General features: G+C 63.2%; 20 protein-coding genes and 1 pseudogene. 9 read left to right on the forward strand and 12 right to left on the reverse strand.

Going from position 1 to position 19,843, the window contains the following annotated elements; translation table 11 throughout:
- The first annotated feature begins 8 nt into the window (after positions 1–8).
- Entirely contained in the window at positions 9–524 is a 516-nt protein-coding gene (locus NKI22_RS18560; protein WP_051409559.1) for a hypothetical protein, read from the forward strand.
- On the opposite strand, the gene NKI22_RS18565 is transcribed toward NKI22_RS18560, so the two are convergent.
- The 3 genes from NKI22_RS18565 to NKI22_RS18575 form a co-directional block, all read right to left on the reverse strand.
- Positions 521–850 (reverse strand): hypothetical protein, encoded by a 330-nt coding sequence (locus tag NKI22_RS18565; RefSeq protein WP_023716887.1) that lies wholly within the window; start codon positions 848–850, stop codon positions 521–523. The two genes, NKI22_RS18560 and NKI22_RS18565, sit on opposite strands and share 4 nt — an antisense overlap.
- 602 nt (positions 851–1,452) lie before the next feature.
- On the reverse strand, positions 1,453–2,379 hold the full coding sequence (locus NKI22_RS18570) for a DnaJ C-terminal domain-containing protein (protein WP_352958669.1): 927 nt from the start codon (positions 2,377–2,379) through the stop codon (positions 1,453–1,455).
- 100 nt (positions 2,380–2,479) lie between these two features.
- Complete coding sequence (locus tag NKI22_RS18575) at positions 2,480–2,941, reverse strand: RT0821/Lpp0805 family surface protein (RefSeq protein ID WP_023716885.1); 462 nt, start codon at positions 2,939–2,941, stop codon at positions 2,480–2,482.
- 39 nt (positions 2,942–2,980) lie between these two features.
- Between NKI22_RS18575 and pdxH the strand changes: the two genes are divergently transcribed.
- The 4 genes and pseudogenes from pdxH to NKI22_RS18595 all read left to right on the forward strand — a co-directional run bounded on the left by pdxH (position 2,981) and on the right by NKI22_RS18595 (position 4,564).
- Positions 2,981–3,598, forward strand: a complete 618-nt coding sequence (gene pdxH, locus NKI22_RS18580) for a pyridoxamine 5'-phosphate oxidase (protein ID WP_023716884.1) — start codon at positions 2,981–2,983, stop codon at positions 3,596–3,598.
- Between the two features lie 27 nt (positions 3,599–3,625).
- A pseudogene (locus NKI22_RS18585) lies at positions 3,626–3,799 on the forward strand (CopG family ribbon-helix-helix protein); the annotation flags it as partial.
- 49 nt (positions 3,800–3,848) lie between these two features.
- Positions 3,849–4,193, forward strand: a complete 345-nt coding sequence (locus NKI22_RS18590; RefSeq protein WP_352958682.1) for a type II toxin-antitoxin system RelE/ParE family toxin — start codon at positions 3,849–3,851, stop codon at positions 4,191–4,193.
- 71 nt (positions 4,194–4,264) lie between these two features.
- Positions 4,265–4,564 (forward strand): hypothetical protein, encoded by a 300-nt coding sequence (locus NKI22_RS18595; protein ID WP_023716881.1) that lies wholly within the window; start codon positions 4,265–4,267, stop codon positions 4,562–4,564.
- A 72-nt stretch (positions 4,565–4,636) separates the two neighbouring features.
- Here the strand turns inward: NKI22_RS18595 and NKI22_RS18600 are convergent, their stop codons facing one another.
- Positions 4,637–5,389, reverse strand: a complete 753-nt coding sequence (locus NKI22_RS18600) for a crotonase/enoyl-CoA hydratase family protein (RefSeq protein ID WP_352483724.1) — start codon at positions 5,387–5,389, stop codon at positions 4,637–4,639.
- 36 nt (positions 5,390–5,425) lie between these two features.
- A complete protein-coding gene (locus NKI22_RS18605) occupies positions 5,426–7,189 on the reverse strand; it encodes an acyl-CoA dehydrogenase family protein (protein WP_352958671.1) in 1,764 nt (587 codons plus the stop codon).
- 554 nt (positions 7,190–7,743) lie between these two features.
- On the opposite strand from NKI22_RS18605, the gene NKI22_RS18615 reads away from it, so the two are divergent.
- Complete coding sequence (locus tag NKI22_RS18615) at positions 7,744–8,904, forward strand: glycoside hydrolase family 25 protein (RefSeq protein ID WP_502897703.1); 1,161 nt, start codon at positions 7,744–7,746, stop codon at positions 8,902–8,904.
- A gap of 21 nt (positions 8,905–8,925) precedes the next feature.
- Here the strand turns inward: NKI22_RS18615 and purD are convergent, their stop codons facing one another.
- Entirely contained in the window at positions 8,926–10,203 is a 1,278-nt protein-coding gene (gene purD / locus NKI22_RS18620; protein WP_352483726.1) for a phosphoribosylamine--glycine ligase, read from the reverse strand.
- 156 nt (positions 10,204–10,359) lie between these two features.
- Between purD and ubiA the strand changes: the two genes are divergently transcribed.
- Entirely contained in the window at positions 10,360–11,343 is a 984-nt protein-coding gene (gene ubiA / locus NKI22_RS18625; protein ID WP_352814488.1) for a 4-hydroxybenzoate octaprenyltransferase, read from the forward strand.
- 172 nt (positions 11,344–11,515) lie between these two features.
- Here ubiA and NKI22_RS18630 read toward each other — a convergent pair whose 3' ends face one another.
- The 3 genes from NKI22_RS18630 to NKI22_RS18640 form a co-directional block, all read right to left on the reverse strand.
- The gene (locus tag NKI22_RS18630) at positions 11,516–12,082 is read right to left on the reverse strand and encodes a DUF6101 family protein (RefSeq protein ID WP_352483727.1); all 567 of its coding nucleotides are present in this window, start codon (positions 12,080–12,082) and stop codon (positions 11,516–11,518) included.
- 185 nt (positions 12,083–12,267) lie between these two features.
- On the reverse strand, positions 12,268–13,698 hold the full coding sequence (locus NKI22_RS18635; RefSeq protein ID WP_352483728.1) for an FAD-binding oxidoreductase: 1,431 nt from the start codon (positions 13,696–13,698) through the stop codon (positions 12,268–12,270).
- Positions 13,699–13,716: 18 nt separating this feature from the next.
- Positions 13,717–14,697 (reverse strand): L-threonylcarbamoyladenylate synthase, encoded by a 981-nt coding sequence (locus tag NKI22_RS18640; protein ID WP_352958674.1) that lies wholly within the window; start codon positions 14,695–14,697, stop codon positions 13,717–13,719.
- 159 nt (positions 14,698–14,856) lie between these two features.
- Between NKI22_RS18640 and NKI22_RS18645 the strand changes: the two genes are divergently transcribed.
- Positions 14,857–15,288: a hypothetical protein gene (locus tag NKI22_RS18645; RefSeq protein ID WP_023716873.1), complete on the forward strand. Its 432-nt coding sequence runs from the start codon at positions 14,857–14,859 to the stop codon at positions 15,286–15,288.
- Between the two features lie 83 nt (positions 15,289–15,371).
- Here the strand turns inward: NKI22_RS18645 and NKI22_RS18650 are convergent, their stop codons facing one another.
- Positions 15,372–15,698: a hypothetical protein gene (locus NKI22_RS18650; protein ID WP_352914277.1), complete on the reverse strand. Its 327-nt coding sequence runs from the start codon at positions 15,696–15,698 to the stop codon at positions 15,372–15,374.
- A 108-nt stretch (positions 15,699–15,806) separates the two neighbouring features.
- Positions 15,807–18,395: a glycine--tRNA ligase subunit beta gene (gene glyS / locus NKI22_RS18655; protein ID WP_352914280.1), complete on the reverse strand. Its 2,589-nt coding sequence runs from the start codon at positions 18,393–18,395 to the stop codon at positions 15,807–15,809.
- A 276-nt stretch (positions 18,396–18,671) separates the two neighbouring features.
- On the opposite strand from glyS, the gene NKI22_RS18660 reads away from it, so the two are divergent.
- Positions 18,672–18,845 (forward strand): hypothetical protein, encoded by a 174-nt coding sequence (locus tag NKI22_RS18660; RefSeq protein ID WP_023716871.1) that lies wholly within the window; start codon positions 18,672–18,674, stop codon positions 18,843–18,845.
- Here the strand turns inward: NKI22_RS18660 and NKI22_RS18665 are convergent.
- Complete coding sequence (locus NKI22_RS18665) at positions 18,842–19,786, reverse strand: glycine--tRNA ligase subunit alpha (RefSeq protein ID WP_023716870.1); 945 nt, start codon at positions 19,784–19,786, stop codon at positions 18,842–18,844. The two genes, NKI22_RS18660 and NKI22_RS18665, sit on opposite strands and share 4 nt — an antisense overlap.
- Positions 19,787–19,843 lie beyond the last annotated feature (57 nt).

Below are 19,843 nucleotides of genomic sequence, written 5' to 3' on the forward strand. Positions count from 1 at the left end.
GAAGCATTATGTCGTCCGATATTCCTGCGCCACCCAGCGCGCAAAACTATTCGCCGGATCAGATTACGCTCTATGGCGTCAGGTTGAATTTCGATAATGTGGGCAAAGTTAGTCACAGAACAGCGACTTTGCCGTTGAATGAAAACTTACTTCGCATGTCCATTGTCAAGAAACGCGATGACCTCGAGCCTATAATTCCAACCAAGGAGGTGATTGCTGTCGTCTATGGATATGCCTTTGAAGGTCAATGCTACCGCAATGACAAACCAAAACTACTCATTTTTCATCCAACGTCACGAGAAACCGCCGCGACAGGATGCGGATTTGATGACCTGGGATACGTCATGTGGGGAGTTACAAAGAAAACCCCGATCATGGAACTTGCCACAAGTACTGACTTCGCCGAAGAAATCATCTTGAATGCAAACCTTCCCGGCAACCGCAGCCCAAACACTTACGGGAACAGCTTCATGCTGGCACATCGCGGCGGCCGGCTAAGCCGCGGAGGGGGGAGCCAAAGTTAGTTCTTGGTATCTTCCTTGGCGGCTTCTTGCTTCGACTTCGAGGGTGGCGGTGGCGGGAAAGCTTTGTCATCAATATTGTATGTGCTGTCAGCCTCGACCTCCATATTCTCTTCGTGTACAAGCCAATCTTTCTCGTTCTTGCTCACATAGACATCGACACTGCCGACGTTATTGCCTTGGGTCGTAACGGCCACCTCACGTTTGGCATCACGGACTTTCAGGAAAAACTCCGTCGGCGGCGGCTCGGGAAATGGTAGTTTGTCTGTTATTCTCAAAAATTTATCACTAACCGTCACGGTGAAATATATCGATTCCACGCCTGCCATTGATCCCTCCTGCAGAAGGCCGTGCTCAAATTCGGTGCGAAGCAGTACAGTGCAACCAGTTCGGCTCGTTGTAAAGGCAGTGACTACGGCCTTACCTTTCGGGCACAGAACCCACACGGACAAACTCGACCCCGGTGATCGCCATCGCAGGTCGCCTCTCCACGATTGCCAGGATGGAGCGGATAGTTGTGCTCGATCAGGGACGCATCGTGGAAGAAGGCGGGCCGGACGAACTGGTGGGACAGGATGGCCCTGTTTGCCCGTCTGTGGAAACACCAAACCGGTGGCTTTATTCCTTACGAGATAAGCTAACCTACCCCTGTTGCAGGAGCCGACAAAGCTCCAGAGATTTGCGACGGAAATTGGGATTCCCGTTCTGCAGTCGCGAGCGCTCCGATCTACGCTCACGGCGCTTCGTGGCTTGAACGTCGCTCTCATCTATGAAGCTCCATAAGCTGCCCTTCCGCTCGCGGCTCCAAACGCGACGTCTGAGCAGTAGTTCGGCGACAACGCTCCTGGCCCAATCAAGACGTTCGGTGTATAGCAGAAGCGTCCGCAAGTCCGCTTTTCCACACGGCATCAAGCGCCGGCCTTTTCGATCGTCAGCCCTTTCGCCGGCGCATCAGCGCCTCGAGCTCGGCGTCGCCGCCTTCCGGCAGCATCAGCCGCACGTGCGCGTAGAGGTCGCCGTGACCGCCGGCCTTTTCCGGCAGGCCCCTGCCCTTCAGCCGCAGAACCTTGTCCGAGCTCGACCAAGGGGGGACGTTGACCGCAATCCTGCTGGTCGGGGTTTCGACCGCCACCTTGGCGCCGTGCACCGCATCGGCCAGTTCCACCGGCAGGTCGACATGCAGGTCGCGCCCCTCGACGCGGTAGCGCGGGTGCCGGCGGAAACGGATTTTAACCAGCGCATCGCCCGGCTGGCCCGGTCCTTGCTCACCCTGGCCTTTCAGGCGGATGGTCTGGCCGTCCTCGACATAGGCCGGCAACTTGACCGCCATCTTGCGGCCGTCGGGGAACATCGCCGTCACTTTCTCGGCGGTTGCGGCCTCCTCGATGGTGACGTCCAGCGTCACGTTGAGGTCGGCTGCGGTCGGCATCCGGCGGCCGGCGCCCATGCCGGCACCGCGCTGCTGGCTGAAAGCATCGCCGAAGATCTGGCTGAAGATGTCGCTGTTGCCGTCGAACGGGTCACCGCCGGGACGGCCCGTGCGGAATTCGAAATGCGCGCCGCCCGGCCCTTGCTGCCGGCGGAAACCGGCGAAAGGATCGGCGCCGCCGGCCGCACTCTCGAAACCCTGGAACCGCGGTTTGCCTTCGGCGTCGATCTCACCGCGATCGAAAGCCGCGCGGTTCTTCTCGTCGCCGACGATCTCGTAAGCCTGGTTGGCGGCGGCAAAACGCTCCTTTGCCTTGGGATCCGGATTCTGGTCCGGATGATACTTCTTGGCGAGCTTCCGGTACGCCGATTTTATGTCCTTGGCCGATGCGTTCTTGGCAACGCCCAGCACCTCATAGGGGTCGCGCATGCTTACTGCCCTGGAGAAGGAGTGGTTCCATGATCGCCTCCTATATGCGCTTGCATAGGAAGAAATTCCAGTGGCTTACCACTATATCGCCGGCGGAAAATCAGAGCGCCTTGAAGTCCTGCATTCGCCAGGCGCTGCCGCCGGCCAGGCATACTTCGCCTTTGAACAGCGCGACGCCGTCGAAGCTCTCGCGCGACGCGGTGAAGCGACGGCATGTCTCACCGTTAGCCCTGAATTCCGCGAGCTCGGTGATGGAGCCGCGCGAGCCGGTGTCGGCATTCGCCCAGGGAACGGCCTGCCCAGCCAGTTGCTCGACGTCGGCGGAGGACACGGCGTTGCGGATCGTGGCCTGATCGGAGGCGCGGTCCTGATCGAGCGGCGTGACTGAGGCCGGCGTGCTCGAGGTCAGCACCGAGCGGTCGACCTCCGCCTGCTCCAGGCTGAAGCCGCCGCCGCCACAGGCGGTAAGCGGCAGGACGATTATCACGATCATGGCTTTGGCGCTGGCCGAAGCGATAACGCTCCATTGCCCACTGTCAAAAGCTTGCGCGATACGCGACAATCGGCAATCTCCCCAGCCGGCGACAAATTTGGGAAAACTATGAGCGAAACCGGGTTAACAAGCGGTGACTTTACCGAGGCGGCGGAGCCGTTCCGGCTCTTTGCGGCGTGGCTCGACGACGCGACGAAGAGCGAGATCAACGACCCCAACAGCGTGGCGCTGGCGACCGTTGATGCCGAAGGCATGCCGAATGTGCGTATGGTGCTGCTCAAGGGGTTCGATGAGGGCGGATTTGTCTTCTACACGAATTTCGAGAGCGCCAAGGGCCGTGAGATCCTTGGCAGCATGAAAGCGGCGATGTGCTTCCACTGGAAATCGCTGCGCCGGCAGGTGCGAGCGCGCGGCCCGGTGGAGATCGTCACCGACGCCGAAGCCGACGCCTATTACGCGACGCGTCCGCGCGGCAGCCGCATCGGCGCCTGGGCCTCCAAACAGTCGCGGCCGCTGGAGAGCCGCTTCGCGCTGGAAAAGGCGGTCGCCGAATACACGGCGCGCCATGCGATCGGCGAGATCCCGCGGCCAAAACACTGGTCAGGCTTTCGCATCGTGCCGCAGAGCATCGAGTTCTGGCACGACCGTCCGTTCCGGCTGCACGACCGTGTCGTCTTTTCGCGCAACGCCGAGGGCGGCTGGGACAAGGTGAGGCTTTATCCGTAGGGGACGATGCCGCGCTGTTTCAATCGCAGGAGTGACTCCTATGTGGCTGCGCAGGCCATCGAGGATTTTGTAGCCCGTGAGGAATGGCAACTCGCCGAAATAGAGGCAGGATTGGCTGAAGCCTCGCGCGGCGATTTTGCCAGTGCCGGCGAGGTAGAGGCTGTTGTCGGGAAATACGTCAAGTCGACCCGCCAGGCATAAGCCACAGTCAATCCGCTAAACCGAGCGGGCGCTGCGGCGGCTTGATGAAATCGGCGCGCATGGCGAGAAAGACAATCCCGAGGCCGCCGCGAGAGTCATTGCGCGCATCGTAACGGCGGCGGGACATCTCGCCGAACAACCGCGATGGGGCGTGTCGGGCGCATCAAGGGGACACGGGAACTCGTCTTGGTCGAAGCCGTATATCATCCCTCATCGCGTCGACGGCGAGACTGTCGAAATCCTCACCGTCATGCACGCCGCCCAGCGGTGGCTTAGGCCTTGTAAGTCGCTCGGCACCCAGGTCAGGCCATACCGCCTGCGCCGAACCACCCGGAACTCCCGGGCTCCAGAGACCTGGCGCTTCCGATCTCACTTCACGATCTCGGGTGCGTGAAACGTTCCAGCTTGCGGGGACGAACCAGGGAAGGGCTCAACGCGCCGCTGGCGCAAATTCAGGAGGACGCAATGCATTCACTCAGGTTGGTCACGATAGCCGGTCTTGCCGGCCTTTTCGCTTCGCAAGCCTTTGCGGAGGACGCGATGGGGACAATGACGGTGATGAAGGGTGGCGAGGTCATGGCGATCATGCCCGATGGGCATATGGGCACCATGATGCCCGACGCGAAGATGAGCGCCGAAATGATGAAAATGGCGAAACCGATCAAGCATTGCATGATGTTGATGACCGACGCCAAAGGCAAGACATTCATGATCGACACGTCTTCGGCAAAGGCCCAGGCCGAATGTAAAAAAATGGCGATGTGACAAAGAGAGCATGGCGAGAAAACCCGCCGGTTGCTGCCGGCGGGTCCACGATGCGAGACAAGGCCAGAAGGTCTAGGCCTTTTTCCTGGTCAAGAAGGCGGTCAAGGCGGCGCGGGCTTCATCGGATTTGAGCCGCTCGCGGAAATGCTGGCTTTCCTGGCCGATGCGCTCGACAAGGTCTTCGCGCGAGCCGCGCATCAGGTCTCGCGCGATCCTCAGCGCTTGCGGCGGCTTGGCCGCGATCTGGCCCGCCGCCGCCAATACCGATGCTTCGAGTGCGTCTTCCTCGACCACCTCGTAGATCAGCCCGGCGGCCTTCGCCCGCTCGGCCGAAAAGCCCTCGCCAAGGCCAAGCAGCGCGAAAGCGCCCTGCCGGCCGAGGATCTGCGGTGCGAGCAGGCTCGAACCGGCCTCCGGCACAAGGCCGAGATCGACGAAGGGCGTCCGGAATATTGTGCGCGGCGTGGCGAACGTCAGGTCGCAATGCAGGTTGAGCGTGGTGCCGATGCCGACCGCAATCCCGTCGACGCCGGAAACCATGGGCTTTTCCACTTTGGCCAACGCCATCAGGAAATCCCAGACTTCGGTACCGCCTTCGCCGCCCGAGGCGATGACCATGAAATCGGCAAGGTCGTTGCCGGACGAGAAGGCACCGGGCACGCCGAGAAAGACATGGACGCGGATCGCCGGATCGGCGTCGCCGCCGGTAAGAGCCGCCGACATTGTCGCATACATGGCGCGGGTCAGGGCGTTCTTCTTGTCCGGACGGTTGATGCGGATGATCTGGATGGCGCCCTGGCGTTCGACGAGGATGTGGTCTGTCACGGATTGTCCTTTGTGAATTTCGGGCGTTTGCGAACGTCAGGCTGAAATCAGCGACTTGCCGGCAACGCCAAGGCTGTCGGCGCCGCCGATGACGCGCTCCTTCAGCGCGCCCACCTCGCCCAGCAGGTTCTCGGCGAAGAACCGGCAAAGCGCGATGCGGTTTTGGTCGGCAAGCGCACCGCGCGCCAGATAGGCGCTGCCAGCGGCAAGCGAGATCAGCCTGAGATAAGGTGTGGCGCCGGCCAGCGCCTCGTCCGAACGGCCTTCGGCCTGCAGGTCTTGCAGGAAACGGGTTGCCTGGGAGAGGTCGTCGAGCGCCTGGTCGAGCCGATCGGCGGCGCGGCCGAAGCCTTCAAGGTTCGACGCTCGCACCGCATCGGCGACGGCCTTGAGCTCGGCGATGTAGCCATGCACATGCTGGCCGCCGCCGAGCGGCAGTTTGCGCGTCACCAGATCGATTGCCTGGATGCCATTGGTGCCTTCGTAAATGGGCGCAATGCGTGCGTCGCGATAAAGCGCTGCAGCCCCCGTCTCCTCGATGAACCCCATGCCGCCATGCACCTGAAGCCCAAGCGAGGCGACCTCGACGCCGACATCGGTGGAAAACGCCTTAGCCAGCGGCGTCAAAAGATTGGCGCGTTCCTGCCAGTGCTTTGCATCCTCGCTCGCGGACGCGAGATCGATGGCGTGGGCGCAGGAATAGCAGATGGCGCGGGCAATCTGGGTCAGCGCCTTCATAGTCAGAAGACTGCGCTGGATGTCGGGGTGATGCACGATCGGCGCCATGCCGGCACCGCGATAGCTTGCCGCCTTGCCTTGCCGGCGATCATTGGCGTAGGCCAGCGCCTTCTGCGTCGCCGCCTCGGAGACCGCGACGCCCTGGATGCCGACGGCAAGACGCGCATTGTTCATCATGGTGAACATGCAGGCGAGGCCTTTGTTCTCCTCGCCGACCAGCCAGCCAATCGCGCCGGGCGTGCTGCCTTCGAAGCCATCGCCATAGATCATGGTGCAGGTCGGCGAAGCGTGGATGCCCAATTTGTGCTCCAGCGCGGAGCAGAAGACGTCATTGCGCCCGCCCAGCGCGCCATCGTCGCCAACCAGGAATTTCGGCACCAGGAACAGCGAAAGGCCACGCGTGCCGGCCGGCACGTCCGGCAGCCGCGCCAGCACCAGATGGATGATGTTGTCGGTGAAATCGTGCTCGCCATAGGTAATGAAGATCTTTTGCCCGAAGATGCGGTAGGTGCCGTCGCCGGCCGGCTCGGCACGGGTTCGCAAGGCATTCAGGTCCGAGCCGGCCTGCGGCTCGGTCAGGTTCATAGTGCCCATCCATTCGCCAGAGACCAGCTTTTCCAGATATTTGGCCTTGAGCGCTTGCGAGCCGTGCTTGTCGAGTGCTTCGACCGCACCCATGGTCAGCGTCGGAGCGATGCCGAACGCCATTGAGGCGGAGTTCCACATTTCGAGCGCGGCGGCGCCGAGCATGGCCGGCAGCGCCTGGCCGCCATACGCTTCCGGCGCGGACAGCGCGTTCCAGCCGCCATCTATCCAGCGGCGATAAAGTTCCTTCCAGCCGGTTGGCGTGGTGACGGCAGCGCCGTTGAGCACCGCACCTTGCCGGTCGCCGATCTCATAGAGCGGCGCCACCTCCTCACTGGCGAAACGGCCGGCCTCGGCCAGAATGGCGTCGACGAGGTCTTCGCCGAGTTCGCCAAAGGTGCCGGCATCGAGCGCCGCCTTCAAGCCGGCGACATGCTTCAGGGTGAAGGCGATTTCCTCGACCGGTGCCCGATACATGGCGCTCGCTTCTCCTCAGCCTGGCTCTCCTCAGTCCGGCAGGCCAAGTTAAGACCCGTGCCGGCGCAAAATCATCTGCTTTCGGAGTTCCCTGTCCATCTTCTTTTTACGTAAACGTCAAACTTTGTCACGTGGATTTTGCAATTGTCACGACGCAGGCTAAATTCGCCAAGATAGAGCAGAATACCGAAATAGGATTGCCTCGTGCTCGCAGACTTGACGCCCATCGCTGCATCGAATGCGCCTGCTTTGGCGGGCGGCCGGTTTTTGCTATCATGAAGGTAAGGTCGAGAACGGCGCAGCCTATTGGTCGGATCGCGGCACATTGTGCTCACCACCATGCTCGCTGACCCCTCATCGCAAACGCGAGGCCGAGGGAACGCTGTCGCAAGTGCCGGCGCTCAATCCGTTTCATATCCCCTCTCGCCAGTGACAACCATCAAGACCATCGACGGAGAAGCTGTCCGAGCCGTGGCATCCGCGGGCCGCGATCGAAAGCATTTCCTTAACCATGGCGGTTCAGGATTTGGCTTTGGCCAGCAAGGACCTGCTGTTTGAAAACGCCGGCGCACCCCCTTGTCCGCTCAGCGCTTCTCCTTGTCGCGGCCGCGATGACCCTGGCGCTGACGCCGGCAAGGGCCTCGGATTTCTCCGAACCGTGGAAGGATGCGGACCGGGCGCTGGTCGTCGACGCCTACGAATACAATTCCATTGACTGGACCCGGCTAGCTGCCGACAAGCGTCTTGTCGGCTTCATCAACAAGGCATCCGACGGAATGCCGCCACCCTATTTCTGTTTCGGCGACGAGACCGAGATGCGTCTGTGCAAGACGCTTTGGAAGCGCCATGCGATGGCACAGGAACTGTTCCAGACGCGCAAGGTGGTGGCCAAGGCGCTGGGCCTGAAATGGGGTGCCTATCATCTCGCCCGCCCCGGCAACCCCGTGGGACAGGCCAATAATTTCATCAATTTCGTGAAACCCGGGCCGGATGACCTGCTTGCCCTCGACATCGAGGACGATGATCCCACCCAATGGATGTCGCTCGAGGATGCCGAGGAATTCGTGCGCCATGTGCATCGTCGGGTTGGCCGCTTTCCGGTGCTCTACACCAACGGCACGACCGCCAGGCATATCGCCGACAATAAGTATAAATACCCGCTCCTGTCCCGGTTGCCGCTGTGGTATGCGCGTTATAAGCCAGACATCGATGTGCATTTTCCGATGGGCAACTGGCAGGGCTATGCGCTCTGGCAGTTTTCGGCGCGAGCAAATTGCGGCCGGTTCCGCTGTCCCTACAGGGTTGCGGGCACGCCCAACGATATCGATGTCAGCGTCGCGCCGATGAACGCGACGGAATTGCGCGCACAGTGGCCGTTCGGCGGCCTGATCGACGTGCAGCCGGATTATCTCGCCTCGATACCGGTGCCGCTCTCACGCGAGGCGGGGCTCGCCGGCACTGCCATGACCTATGCCACAGTGGCAGCACCCGCGAGCCTCGAGCAACTGGTCGCGGTATTTAGGACGCGCTTGGCCAGGTTCAGCAGCGGCTTTCAAATGCCTGCGGCGAAGGCGGCGCCGAGCCTTCCGCGCGGGATTGCCGAATATGTTGCCTGGACGCGAAACGAAGAGCGCCTGGCATCGGTGTCTGGAATTGCCCCCACCGCCGATGCGGTCAGCAGCGTCTCGTCCGTATTCGGCCGCGGCCTGCGCTGAGGCTGAGGGCCGCCTGAAGCGTCAGTTCGCCTGCTCGCGCGCCACCGCCAGCCAGCCAATGTCGCGGCGGCAAAAGCCTTGCGGCCAGTCGATCCGGTCGAGCGCGGCGTAAGCCTTCTTCTGCGCCTCGCCGACGGTGCGGCCGGTCGCCGTGACGTTGAGCACGCGACCGCCATTGGCGACGAGTGCGCCGCCGTTGATTGCGGTGCCGGCGTGAAAAATCTCGACGCCCTCACCTGCCGCCGCCTCGACGCCGCGAATGACCGAGCCCTTTTCCGGCGTGCCGGGATAACCCCTGGCTGCCATCACCACGGTGAGCGCCGCCTCGTCGCGCCAGCGCACCGAGGTGTGCGCCAGCTGGCCGTCGGCGGCGGCGTTGAGCAGGACCAGGAGATCGTCCTTCAGCCGCATCATCAGCACCTGGCATTCCGGGTCGCCGAAACGGTTGTTGTATTCGATCAGCTTCGGCCCGCTGTCTGATATCATCAGCCCGGCGAACAGCACGCCGGAAAACGGCGCGCCTGTTTCAGCCATGCCGCGCATGGTCGGCTCGACGATCTCGCGCATGGTTCGGTCGATCATCTCCGGCGTCATCACCGGCGCCGGCGAATAGGCGCCCATGCCGCCGGTGTTGGGGCCGGTGTCGCCGTCACTGAGGCGCTTATGATCCTGCGCGGTGCCGAAGGGCAGCGCGGTGATGCCGTCGCAAAGGCAGAAGAAGCTTGCCTCTTCGCCGCTGAGAAACTCCTCGACCACCACTTCGGCGCCGGCCTGGCCGAAGGAGCCGTCGAAACAGGCGTCGAGCGCGGCCAGCGCCTCGTCAAGCGTCATGGCGACGGTGACGCCCTTGCCGGCAGCGAGGCCGTCGGCCTTGATGACGATCGGCGCACCCATTCTCTCGACATAGGCCTTGGCCGAAGCCAGATCGCCGAAGCGGCCATAGGCGGCGGTCGGGATGCCGTATTTGGCGCAGAGGTCCTTGGTGAACCCCTTCGAGCCTTCCAGCCGGGCCGCTGCCTTTGACGGGCCGAAGACGCGGATGCCCTCGGCGCGAAGGTCGTCGGCAATGCCGGCGACCAGCGGCCCTTCCGGGCCGACCACGACGAGGTCTATTTCTTTCTCGCGGCAAAACCGGACCACCGCTGCATGATCCGAAACATCGAGCCTCACCAGTTCGGCTTCGCCGCCGATGCCCGGATTGCCGGGCGCCGCGTAGAGTTTGGTCAGCAGCGGCGACGCCGCCATCTTCCAGGCCAACGCATGTTCTCGTCCGCCGGAGCCGATCAGCAAAACACGCATGCCTGGATTCCTTGCCCGTTCCGATCAGGACTGCGCTATTGCGCCCCGGGCGGCGGGTCAAGACATTTGGCTGTCCGCGGCGGCGATTCCGCGCCGCGAGCGGATCCGGCCTGCTTGACGCTTGACGGCATTCGCCTCTGCTGCCACTCCAGCAAAATGGAAACCGTCCAGTCGAAAGCGGCCCAGGGCCGCGTCGCCGATGCGCCGAGCGGCCACTGGGTCTATCGCGCGCTGCCGCGGGGGTTGTGGCCCTATGCGCAGCTTGCCCGATGGGACCGGCCGATCGGCTGGCAATTGCTGCTGTGGCCATGCTGGTGGTCGGCTGCACTTGCCGCGAGCGCCTATCCGCGTCCGACGGACCCGCTGCTCTCGCTGCTGCCGTCGCCGTGGTATCTGCTGCTGTTTTTTCTTGGCGCGTTCGCCATGCGTGGCGCCGGCTGCACCTACAACGACCTGGTCGACGAGGACATCGACAACCAGGTGGAACGCACACGCTCGCGGCCGCTGCCGGCCGGCAAGGTTACGCGCCGGCAGGCCTGGATGTTTGTTGTCTTGCAGGCACTGGTCGGCCTCGCCGTGCTTTTGCAGTTCAACAGCTTTGCCATCTTGCTCGGCATCGGCTCGCTGGTCATCGTCGCCATCTACCCGTTCATGAAGCGGTACACCAATTGGCCGCAACTGGTTCTCGGTCTTGCCTTTTCCTGGGGGGCGCTGATGGGATGGGCGGTCGAGTTCGGCGATCTCGATGGGCCGGCAATCATGCTCTATATCGGCTCGATCCTGTGGGTGATCGGCTATGACACGATCTATGCGCATCAGGACAAGGAGGACGACGCCATCGTCGGCGTGCGCTCGACGGCGCGCCTGTTCGGCGACAACACCAAGGCCTGGCTTGCCGGACTTTATGGCGGAGCGCTGGTCTGCTTCGCCATTGCTTTCGCCTCGGCGCAGGCACCGGTGCCGGCGCTCGCCGGGCTGATTGCCGCCGGCGCCCATCTGGCGCGGCAGATCGGCGTGCTCGACATCGACGATCCGGACCAGTGCCTGAGGCTGTTCAGATCGAACAACCAGGTCGGCTGGCTGATCTTCCTCGGCCTGATCGGCGGCGCGGTTTGGGTGGCGCTGAAGCCGCTGGTTTAGGAGCCTTTTCCCTTCTCCCCCTGTGGGAGAAGGTGGATTGGCGCGTAGCGCCAAGACGGTTGAGGGGTGTTGGAAGAAATGAGGCGTTGGCGGTCCCTGGAACACCCCTCATCCGACCGAGCTCCGCTCGGCCACCTTCTCCCACAGGGGGAGAAGGAAGAGGCGCTCAGGCCTATTCCCGCGAAATAAGCTCCTCGCCGCCGATGACCAGCCTGAGGCCGAGGTCGCCGGCGCGGCGGCGGGCGAGGAAGCGCGGGCGGCGCATGGTCGAGACGCGACCCTTGCGGCGGTCCTGCGCCGGCAGCGCCTTGATGGCGGCGCCGAGCGATTCTTCCAGCGTGCGGGCAATGCCGTCGGCCTCGATCAGCAGCATCGGCAGACGGTAGGCGTCGGCCCAGGCGCGCCAGTCGGCGGCGACGTCGTCTAGATCGTCGGCGACCAGCAGCGGCACCGACAGCATCGGGTCGTTGTGCAGAAGCTCAAGCGTCACTGTGACATTGCCATCCGGATCCTCCATCGCGCGCGCGGCGACGCCGCGAAACGCGTTGGCGGGCAGAGCGATGATCGCCGGCACGCCGCTGATCTCCAGCGTGCGGCGGATAACCGCGCCGCGCTGATCGATGGTGAAGGTAACGTCGCCATAGTCGTCGCGCGTGGCGTAGCTCACCACCTGCGGCAGGCGGAATGGGTCGAGGCGCATATTGCGCCCGGCCCAGACTGGCTTCAGTCCAGTGTTCATATCGTGCCTTTCCTGTTTCTCCTGAGAGCCGGTGTTTCCGGATCTCCGGGCCGGTTTTCCCAGCCTCGTTGTGGAGAAACATTAGCGCGAGCTTCTTATCCTCGCGCTTAAGAAAGTCGGTTAAATTTTGCTGATCCGAGGCGGATGGTTATCGGAGTACGAACCGGCGCGGGCCGGCGAAAGGATCAGATAACCTTACCGGGATTCATGATGCCGGCGGGATCGAAAGCGGCCTTCACCCTGCGCATCAGCTCGATCGCCATCGGCGGCGCCGTCGCGATCAATTCGTCCCGCTTCAACTGGCCGATGCCGTGCTCGGCCGAGATCGAGCCATGAAACGAGCGCACGACGTCGTGCACGGCCTTGTTCATGACGTGGTAAAGGCCGAGAAACGCCTCGTCGTCACCGTCGACCGGCCGGGAAATGTTGTAGTGCAGATTGCCGTCGCCCATGTGGCCGAAGCAGACGACGCGTGCGCCGGGACTGACCGATTGCACGGCGCCGGCGGCCTTTTCGATGAAGGGCGGGATCGACGCCACCGGCACCGAGATGTCGTGCTTGATCGAGGCACCTTCGGGTCTCTGCGCCTCGGGCAGCACTTCGCGGAAATTCCAGAACGCATCGCCCTGGGTGATGCTTGACGCGATCACCGCATCGCCAACGATCCCTTGCTCGAGGCCTGCCTCCAGCACCTCTTCGATCAGCGCCCGTGCATCCTCGGCCGAGCGGCCCGACGAGATCTGCATCAGCACATACCACGGCCAATCGCCGGCCAGCGGCCGCACTACGCCTTGTGCGTGGGCAAGCGTGAAGTCGTAAGGCCTCTGGCCGATCAGCTCGAAGGCGGTGAGCGCTGCCCCTGCACGGTCCATCGCGAGGCTGAACAGCGACAGTGCCGCCTCCGGCGATGACAGGCCGGCAAACGCCACCTCGCGCCCCTTGGGCTTGGGGAAAAGCTTGAGCACGGCGGCGGTGATGATGCCGAGCGTACCCTCGGCGCCGACGAACAGGTCCTTCAGATCATAACCGGTATTGTCCTTCTTCAGCTTGCGCAGATCGTCGAACACTTCGCCGGTCGGCAGCACCACTTCGACGCCGAGGCAGAGTTCGCGCGCATTGCCGTAGGCAAGCACGCCGGTGCCACCGGCGTTGGAAGAGAGATTGCCGCCGATCTGGCAGGAGCCTTGCGCGGCAAGCGACAGCGGAAACAGCCGGTCGGCGGCATCGGCCGCTTCCTGCAGCGTCTGCAGGATGACGCCGGTTTCGACCGTCACCGTGTTGGACAGGGTATCGATCTCACGGATGCGGTTTAGCCGCGACAGCGACAGCACGATCTCGCGGCCGGACGCGTCCGGCACCTGGGCGCCGACCAGCCCGGTGTTGCCGCTTTGCGGTACAATCGGCGTGCCCGTTTCGCTCGCCAGCCGCATGATGCGGCTGACCTCCTCGACGGTCCCCGGCCTCAGCACCAGCGCCGTCCTGCCGTGCCAAAGTCCGCGCCGCTCGGCGAGGTAAGGCGTGATGTCCTGCTGGTCGCGCAGCGCATATTTGTCGCCGACGATTGTCACAAAGCGCGCGATGACGGCAGGATCGAGGTCGGGGGAAATGTCGTTCATGGGTGGAAACTATGGTGCTCAATCCATCTTGTCACGAGGGGCGATCTTGTCACGCGGGGCGGCGGCGCGCGAAAGCCTGTCGTTGATCGCCTCGCCCAGCCCTTCGAACGGGATCGGCTCGACGGCGATGGTTTTGGCGCCGCTGCCATCGAGATCCTGCAGATGAGCGAAGAGATTGCTTGCTGCCTCGCGCAGGTCGCCGGTCTCCGACAAATTGCGCAGTGCGGCTGCATCGCGCCAGCCCTCGGCACGGCGGCGGCCGAAGGCCAGCAAGGCTTCGCCTGTGGCGACCTTGCCGGCATTGAGCCGCACCGCCGCACCCGGAGCGTAATGCGAGGCGAGCATGCCGGGCGCCTCGATGCCCGAAGCGCCGCGCAGCAACTTTGTCCCGGCCACTGCTTCGATCTCTTCGGCGGCAATGCCGCCCGGTCGCAGCAGCCGCAGCTTTCCGGCTTCGACCTTGAGGATCGTCGATTCCAGCCCGACCCGCGTCGCGCCGCCATCGACGATGAGCTTGATCCGGGGACCGAGGTCGGCGGCCACGGCCTCGGCCGTGGTGGCGCTGATCCTGCCCGAGGAATTGGCGCTGGGCGCCGCAAGCGCGCGGCCGAACCTGGCGATCAGCTCGCCGCCAAAGCCTTTCGGCATGCGCAGCGCGATGGTGTCCAGACCGGCGGTGACCAGCGGATGAATGCCGTTGCCGGGCCGCTGCGGGAGAACCAGCGTCAGCGGTCCCGGCCAGAATGCCTGCGCCAATCTTTCCGACAGCGGATCGAACAGCGCGATGCGCTCGGCCATCGTCGGATCGGCTATATGGGCGATCAGCGGGTTGAAGCGCGGGCGACCCTTGGCTTCGAAGATACGAGCCACGGCAACGCCGTTGGTCGCGTCGCCGGCCAGGCCATAGACGGTCTCGGTCGGTATGGCGACGACGTCGCCGCTTTCGAGCAGCGCCAACGCCCTTTCCATCGCCTCGCCGACGGCACGAATTTCAGCCACTGTCGTCACCTCACGGATGCGGGTGCCTAATACGGCGACGCCGGGCGAGCAAGCCCAGGCATTGGCGAATCGCAAATCGCTAAAATGCTATGTTTCCCCGCAAGCCGGCATCAACTGCCCTCGGCTACGGTGCCGTCTTGTTGGGCAAGGGGAATTATCATGCTTTCGATGCGTATCCTTGGAGCGCTTGGTCTGGCGGTTATGGCCAGCACGGCACAGGCCTCATCGCTGGTTTTTCTCGGGCAAACGACGGCGACGCCTTCGGTTGTAAGTGCCAGCGCGCTCGAACGGGCGAAAACACGGTCGATCGTCGCGCTCGGCGAGAAGTTGCCTGACGTCAATGAAAACGTCACCGATGAAAAGGTCGCGGCAATCCCGAGCCAGCCGAGTCGTGGCTTCGACGGAAGTCCGATGATCATTCGCGGCGGTATCGTCGGCGATGCCTTTGCAACGCCTGCGCCCAAAGCCGCGCCGGCCACCGCTGCCGCGCCCGCCGCGAACAGCAAGGCCGATCCAAAGGTCGCCAGCAAAACCCCTGAGCCGGCAGCGCCGCAGCCTGCGCCGCTAGCCGCTCCCGACCAGCCTAAATAGTGCCTGAAGTAGCGCCGGAATCCAGGCGGCGCGAGAGCGCCGCCTTGGTTCATGGACTGAAGCGGCGTAAAGCGCCTGAAATCTCAGGCTGCTTCTTCTTCGTCCGTATCGTCGGCGTCGTCTGATTCTTCTTCGTCGTCAGCGTCTTTTTCGCCGGCGGCGCTTTCGGCCTTCACGCTGTCGTCGTCTTCCTCGTCATCTTCGTCGTCGTCGCCATCGTCGTCGGAGAGGGTAGCTGACTTATCGTCTTCAGCAGCTTCCTCGTCGGTGTCTTCATCGTCGCCGTCCTCATCGTCCGACAGATCGGCAGCCTCGACCACAACGGCAGCGGCCTCGTCGAGCGTCGTTTCGGAGGTGGGTTCAAGCGTCTCGGTCTCTTCTGTCACTTCGATGTCGTGAGCGGAATTCATGGAAGCCTCCGTGGGTTGGGAACATGTCCCTTTTGCCACGCGGAGATCATCGGCATATGACTGTAAGCCGGCTCGAATGGCCGGTAAGCGATGATTTTTTCGCGGATGTCAGCCGGCTATCTTGGAGAAATCCGCGACCCGGTCGGTCGCCGCGCGGATGCGGGCGAGCAATGCCAGGCGATTGGCGCGCACCGCCTGGTCCTCGTCGTTTACGAGGACTTTCTCAAAGAATGAATCAACCGGCTCGCGCAACACGCTAAGCGCCAGCATGGCGGCGGAAAAGTCTTCGTTTTGAATTGCTTCGCCGGCTTGCCTCTCGGCCTGATTCACCGCCGCAAACAAGGCTTTCTCCGCGTCCTCCCGGAACAGAGCCGGCTCAACGCTGCTTGCGATCGCCGTCGCCTTCTTCTCTTCAGCAGCGACGATGTTGGCCGCACGCTTGGTGCCGGCAAGCAGGTTCTTGCCGTCCTCACTGTCGAGGAAGGAACCAAGCGCTTCGACGCGGCGGACGATTTGCAGCAGGTCGTCGTTTTGGCCAATCTCCCCCCTTGTGGGTGAGATGCCCGGCAGGGCAGAGGGGGGCGCCTCGCGCCGAGAGGCCGGCGGGACAGCGCCCCCCTCTGTCGGCTGCGCCGACATCTCCCCCACGAGGGGGGAGATCGGGCGCGAACCCGTCGCCAGCACCGCGTCGATTAGATCGTGCCGCGCACCCTGGTCGCGGAGATAGACTTTGAGGCGATCGTGGAAGAAGGAGAGGAGGTTGTTGATCTCTCGCTGCTGCCTTTCTCCGGAACGTTCAAAGGTGTTGTTTGAGATTGCGGAATCGCGTTCGATGACGAGATCGGTAAGCGAATCTCCTCCGAGTTGCTGCTCTAGCTCCGCAGCAATTTCGAACTGTCGGTCGAGTTTGGGATCGCGTATGTGACCTGCAATATCTTCGGACGCGATATTGGCCACAGATTTCAGGGACAACCTAATCCCGTTCTCAATCAGTATCCTCGTTACCCCCAGCGCCGCTCTCCGCAGCGCATAGGGGTCCTTTGATCCGGTCGGTTTTTCGTCGATCGCCCAGAACCCGACCAGCGTATCGAGCTTGTCGGCGAGCGCCACGGCGATCGATACCGGATCAGTCGGCACGCGATCTGACGGCCCCTGCGGCTTGTAGTGCTCCTCGATCGCAGCGGCGACCGACGGATGCTCGCGTTGCAGCAGGGCGTATTTGCGACCCATGGCGCCCTGCAGTTCCGGGAATTCGCCAACCACCTCGGTGGTGAGATCGGCCTTGGCGAGGACGGCAGCGCGACGCGCCAGCGCGGTAATCTCCCCCCTTGAGGGGGAGATGTCGCCGAAGGCGACAGAGGGGATCGGTGCGTCCTGACGCGACTCTCTCTTGTGGACCGAGGATGCCGGCGCTTCACGCGAAGCGACCCCCTCTGGCCTGCCGGCCATCTCCCCCTCAAGGGGGGAGATTGCGCGCACCACGATTGGTGCCAGTTCTTCGGCCAAGCGCGCAATCCGCTCCACCCGCTCGCCCTGCGTGCCGAGCTTGGCATGAAACGTCACATTGAGATGGTCGAGGCGGGCCATGCGCTGGTCGAGCGGCTTGTTGAGGTCAAGCCCGAACTTTTCCGCCGATGCCTGCAACTGGTCGAGATCCGGCAGGTCGCCCTGGTCGGTCTTCCAGAAATAGAGCGCGTCGGACAGGCGGGCGCGCACGACCTTGCCGTTGCCATGGGCGATCTCCTTGCCGCCATCCTTGGCCTCGACATTGGCGGTCAGGATGAAGCGGTTGGAGAGCTCTTCGCCCGCGCCATGCGGCCGCGTCACAAAACACTTCTGGTTGGCGCGGATGGTGAGCCGGATCACCTCGGCCGGAATGGCCAGGAAATCCTGCTCGAATTCGCCCATCAGCACGACGGGCCATTCGACCAGGCCCGACACTTCCTCCAGCAGCCCCTCGTCCTCGACGAGGTCGAGCCCGCTGGCGAAGGCGAGGTTCCTGGCATCGGCAAGAATGATCTCCTTGCGTCGGTCGGCATCGAGCACGACCTTGGCCGCTTCAAGCTTGGCGACGTAATCGTCAAAGCGGCGCACCGTGATGGCGCCCGGCGCATGAAAACGGTGGCCGTAGGTGACGTTGCCTGAGCGGATACCGTCGATCTCGAAATCGACCACCACCGGCTCCTCGGTTTCCGGGCCGAAGGTGCACAGGATCGATTGCAGCGGCCGCACCCAGCGCAGCGACCCGGGCTTGGCCGACGCCGGCCCCCAGCGCATCGATTTCGGCCAGGGGAAGTTGCGGATGATGCCCGGCACCAGCTCGGCGATGATCTGCTCCGCCGACCTGCCCGGCCTGGAAATATGGGCGACATAGAAGTCGCCCTTCTTCGGATCGGAATGGACATGCGCCTCGGCAATCGAGGCAAGGCCGGCCTTGCGCAGAAAACCTTGCACCGCCTGCTCGGGCGCCTTGGTCGAGGGGCCCTTGATCTCCTCGCTGATGTCCTTCGAGCGGGCGGTCAGGCCGCGGATGTCGAGCGCCAACCGACGCGGCGTCCAATATTCGCGCGCCGCCTCATAGGTCAGCCCGGCTTCGACCAGACCGTCGGTCAAAAGCTTCCTGAGATCGCCGGCCGCCTTGCGCTGCATGCGAGCGGGGATTTCTTCGGAACGAAGTTCTAGAAGCAGGTCAGGCATTGAAAGAGCTCACGCGACAAAAAACAGCCGCCGCTTCGCGGCGTCCTCCCCCATCGAGGCGGAGGTAAGCGGGGCATAGCAACTCGGTCGGCTGCTGTCACCCTTCCCAGCAAGATCGGGCCAGCACGATCAAGGCGTCCAGCGGCGATTTCCGAAAAAATTCAGCCTCCTGTCGGACACGCGCCGGTCCGCCCGTCCTTGGATCAAAGATTTCCATGAACCGAACGCAGCGCTGAAGCGACCAACGCTCAGGCAGAGAGCTATTGCTGAACGACCATGAAAACGGCATCGACATTCCTGCAGATCCTCGCGCTCAGCGCCTGTTTTACAGCGCAGGTGCACGGTGCCTTCTCGATGCCCGGCGTCCGGCAGGCGCTGCGGACAATAGCCGGAGCAAGCGGCCAAGGCACGTTGCCAATCAGCGCCCCTGTCGAAATCGCCTGGAGCTAAGCCGCCATTCCACCCGCCTGCGTCAGCAGAAACGCCTCGCCGCAGGCTTTGGCCAGATTGCGCACCCGCAAGATGTAGCTCTGGCGCTCGGTGACGGAAATGACGCCGCGTGCGTCGAGCAGGTTGAAGACATGGCTGGCCTTGATGCACTGGTCGTAGGCGGGGAATACCATCCTGTGCATCGCCAGATTGTCGTTCGACGCCGGCGCGCCGGCTTGTAGCAGCGCCTTGCACTCGGCCTCGGCGTCTTCGAAATGCCTGAGCAGCATCACCGTGTTGGCGAATTCGAAATTGTGGCGCGAATATTCCTGCTCGGCCTGCAGGAAGACGTCGCCATAGGTCACCTTGTCGGCGCCTTCGCGGCCGTTGAAGTTGAGGTCGTAGACATTGTCGACGCCCTGCACATACATGGCCAGCCGTTCCAGCCCGTAAGTGAGCTCACCCGCCACCGGCGCGCATTCGATGCCGCAGACCTGCTGGAAATAGGTGAACTGCGACACCTCCATGCCGTCGCACCAGCACTCCCAGCCCAGTCCCCAGGCGCCCAGTGTCGGGCTTTCCCAGTCGTCCTCGACGAAGCGGATGTCGTGCAGCAGCGGATCGATGCCGATCGCGGCCAGCGAGCCGAGGTAAAGCTCCTGCAAATTGGGCGGATTGGGCTTCAGGATCACCTGGTATTGGTAATAATGCTGCAGCCGGTTCGGATTTTCGCCATAGCGGCCGTCCTTGGGGCGGCGCGAGGGCTGGACATAGGCCGCGTTCCAGCGTTTTGGGCCGAGCGCGCGCAATGTCGTTGCCGGATGAAAGGTACCGGCGCCGACTTCCATGTCGTAAGGCTGGAGGACGACGCAGCCATAGTCCGCCCAATAATTATGCAAGGTCAGGATCAGCCCCTGGAACGAGCGGCTGGGATGCGTGTGGGCAGGGATGTCAACGGTCACGGCGGCCTCCGGCGGGATGCGGCACCTCGTAGAGTGCCGCTCCGCGACCGTCAAGGC

Origin of the sequence: Mesorhizobium sp. M0778, assembly GCF_040320105.1 — a bacterium.
Classification (GTDB): Bacteria; Pseudomonadota; Alphaproteobacteria; order Rhizobiales; family Rhizobiaceae; genus Mesorhizobium.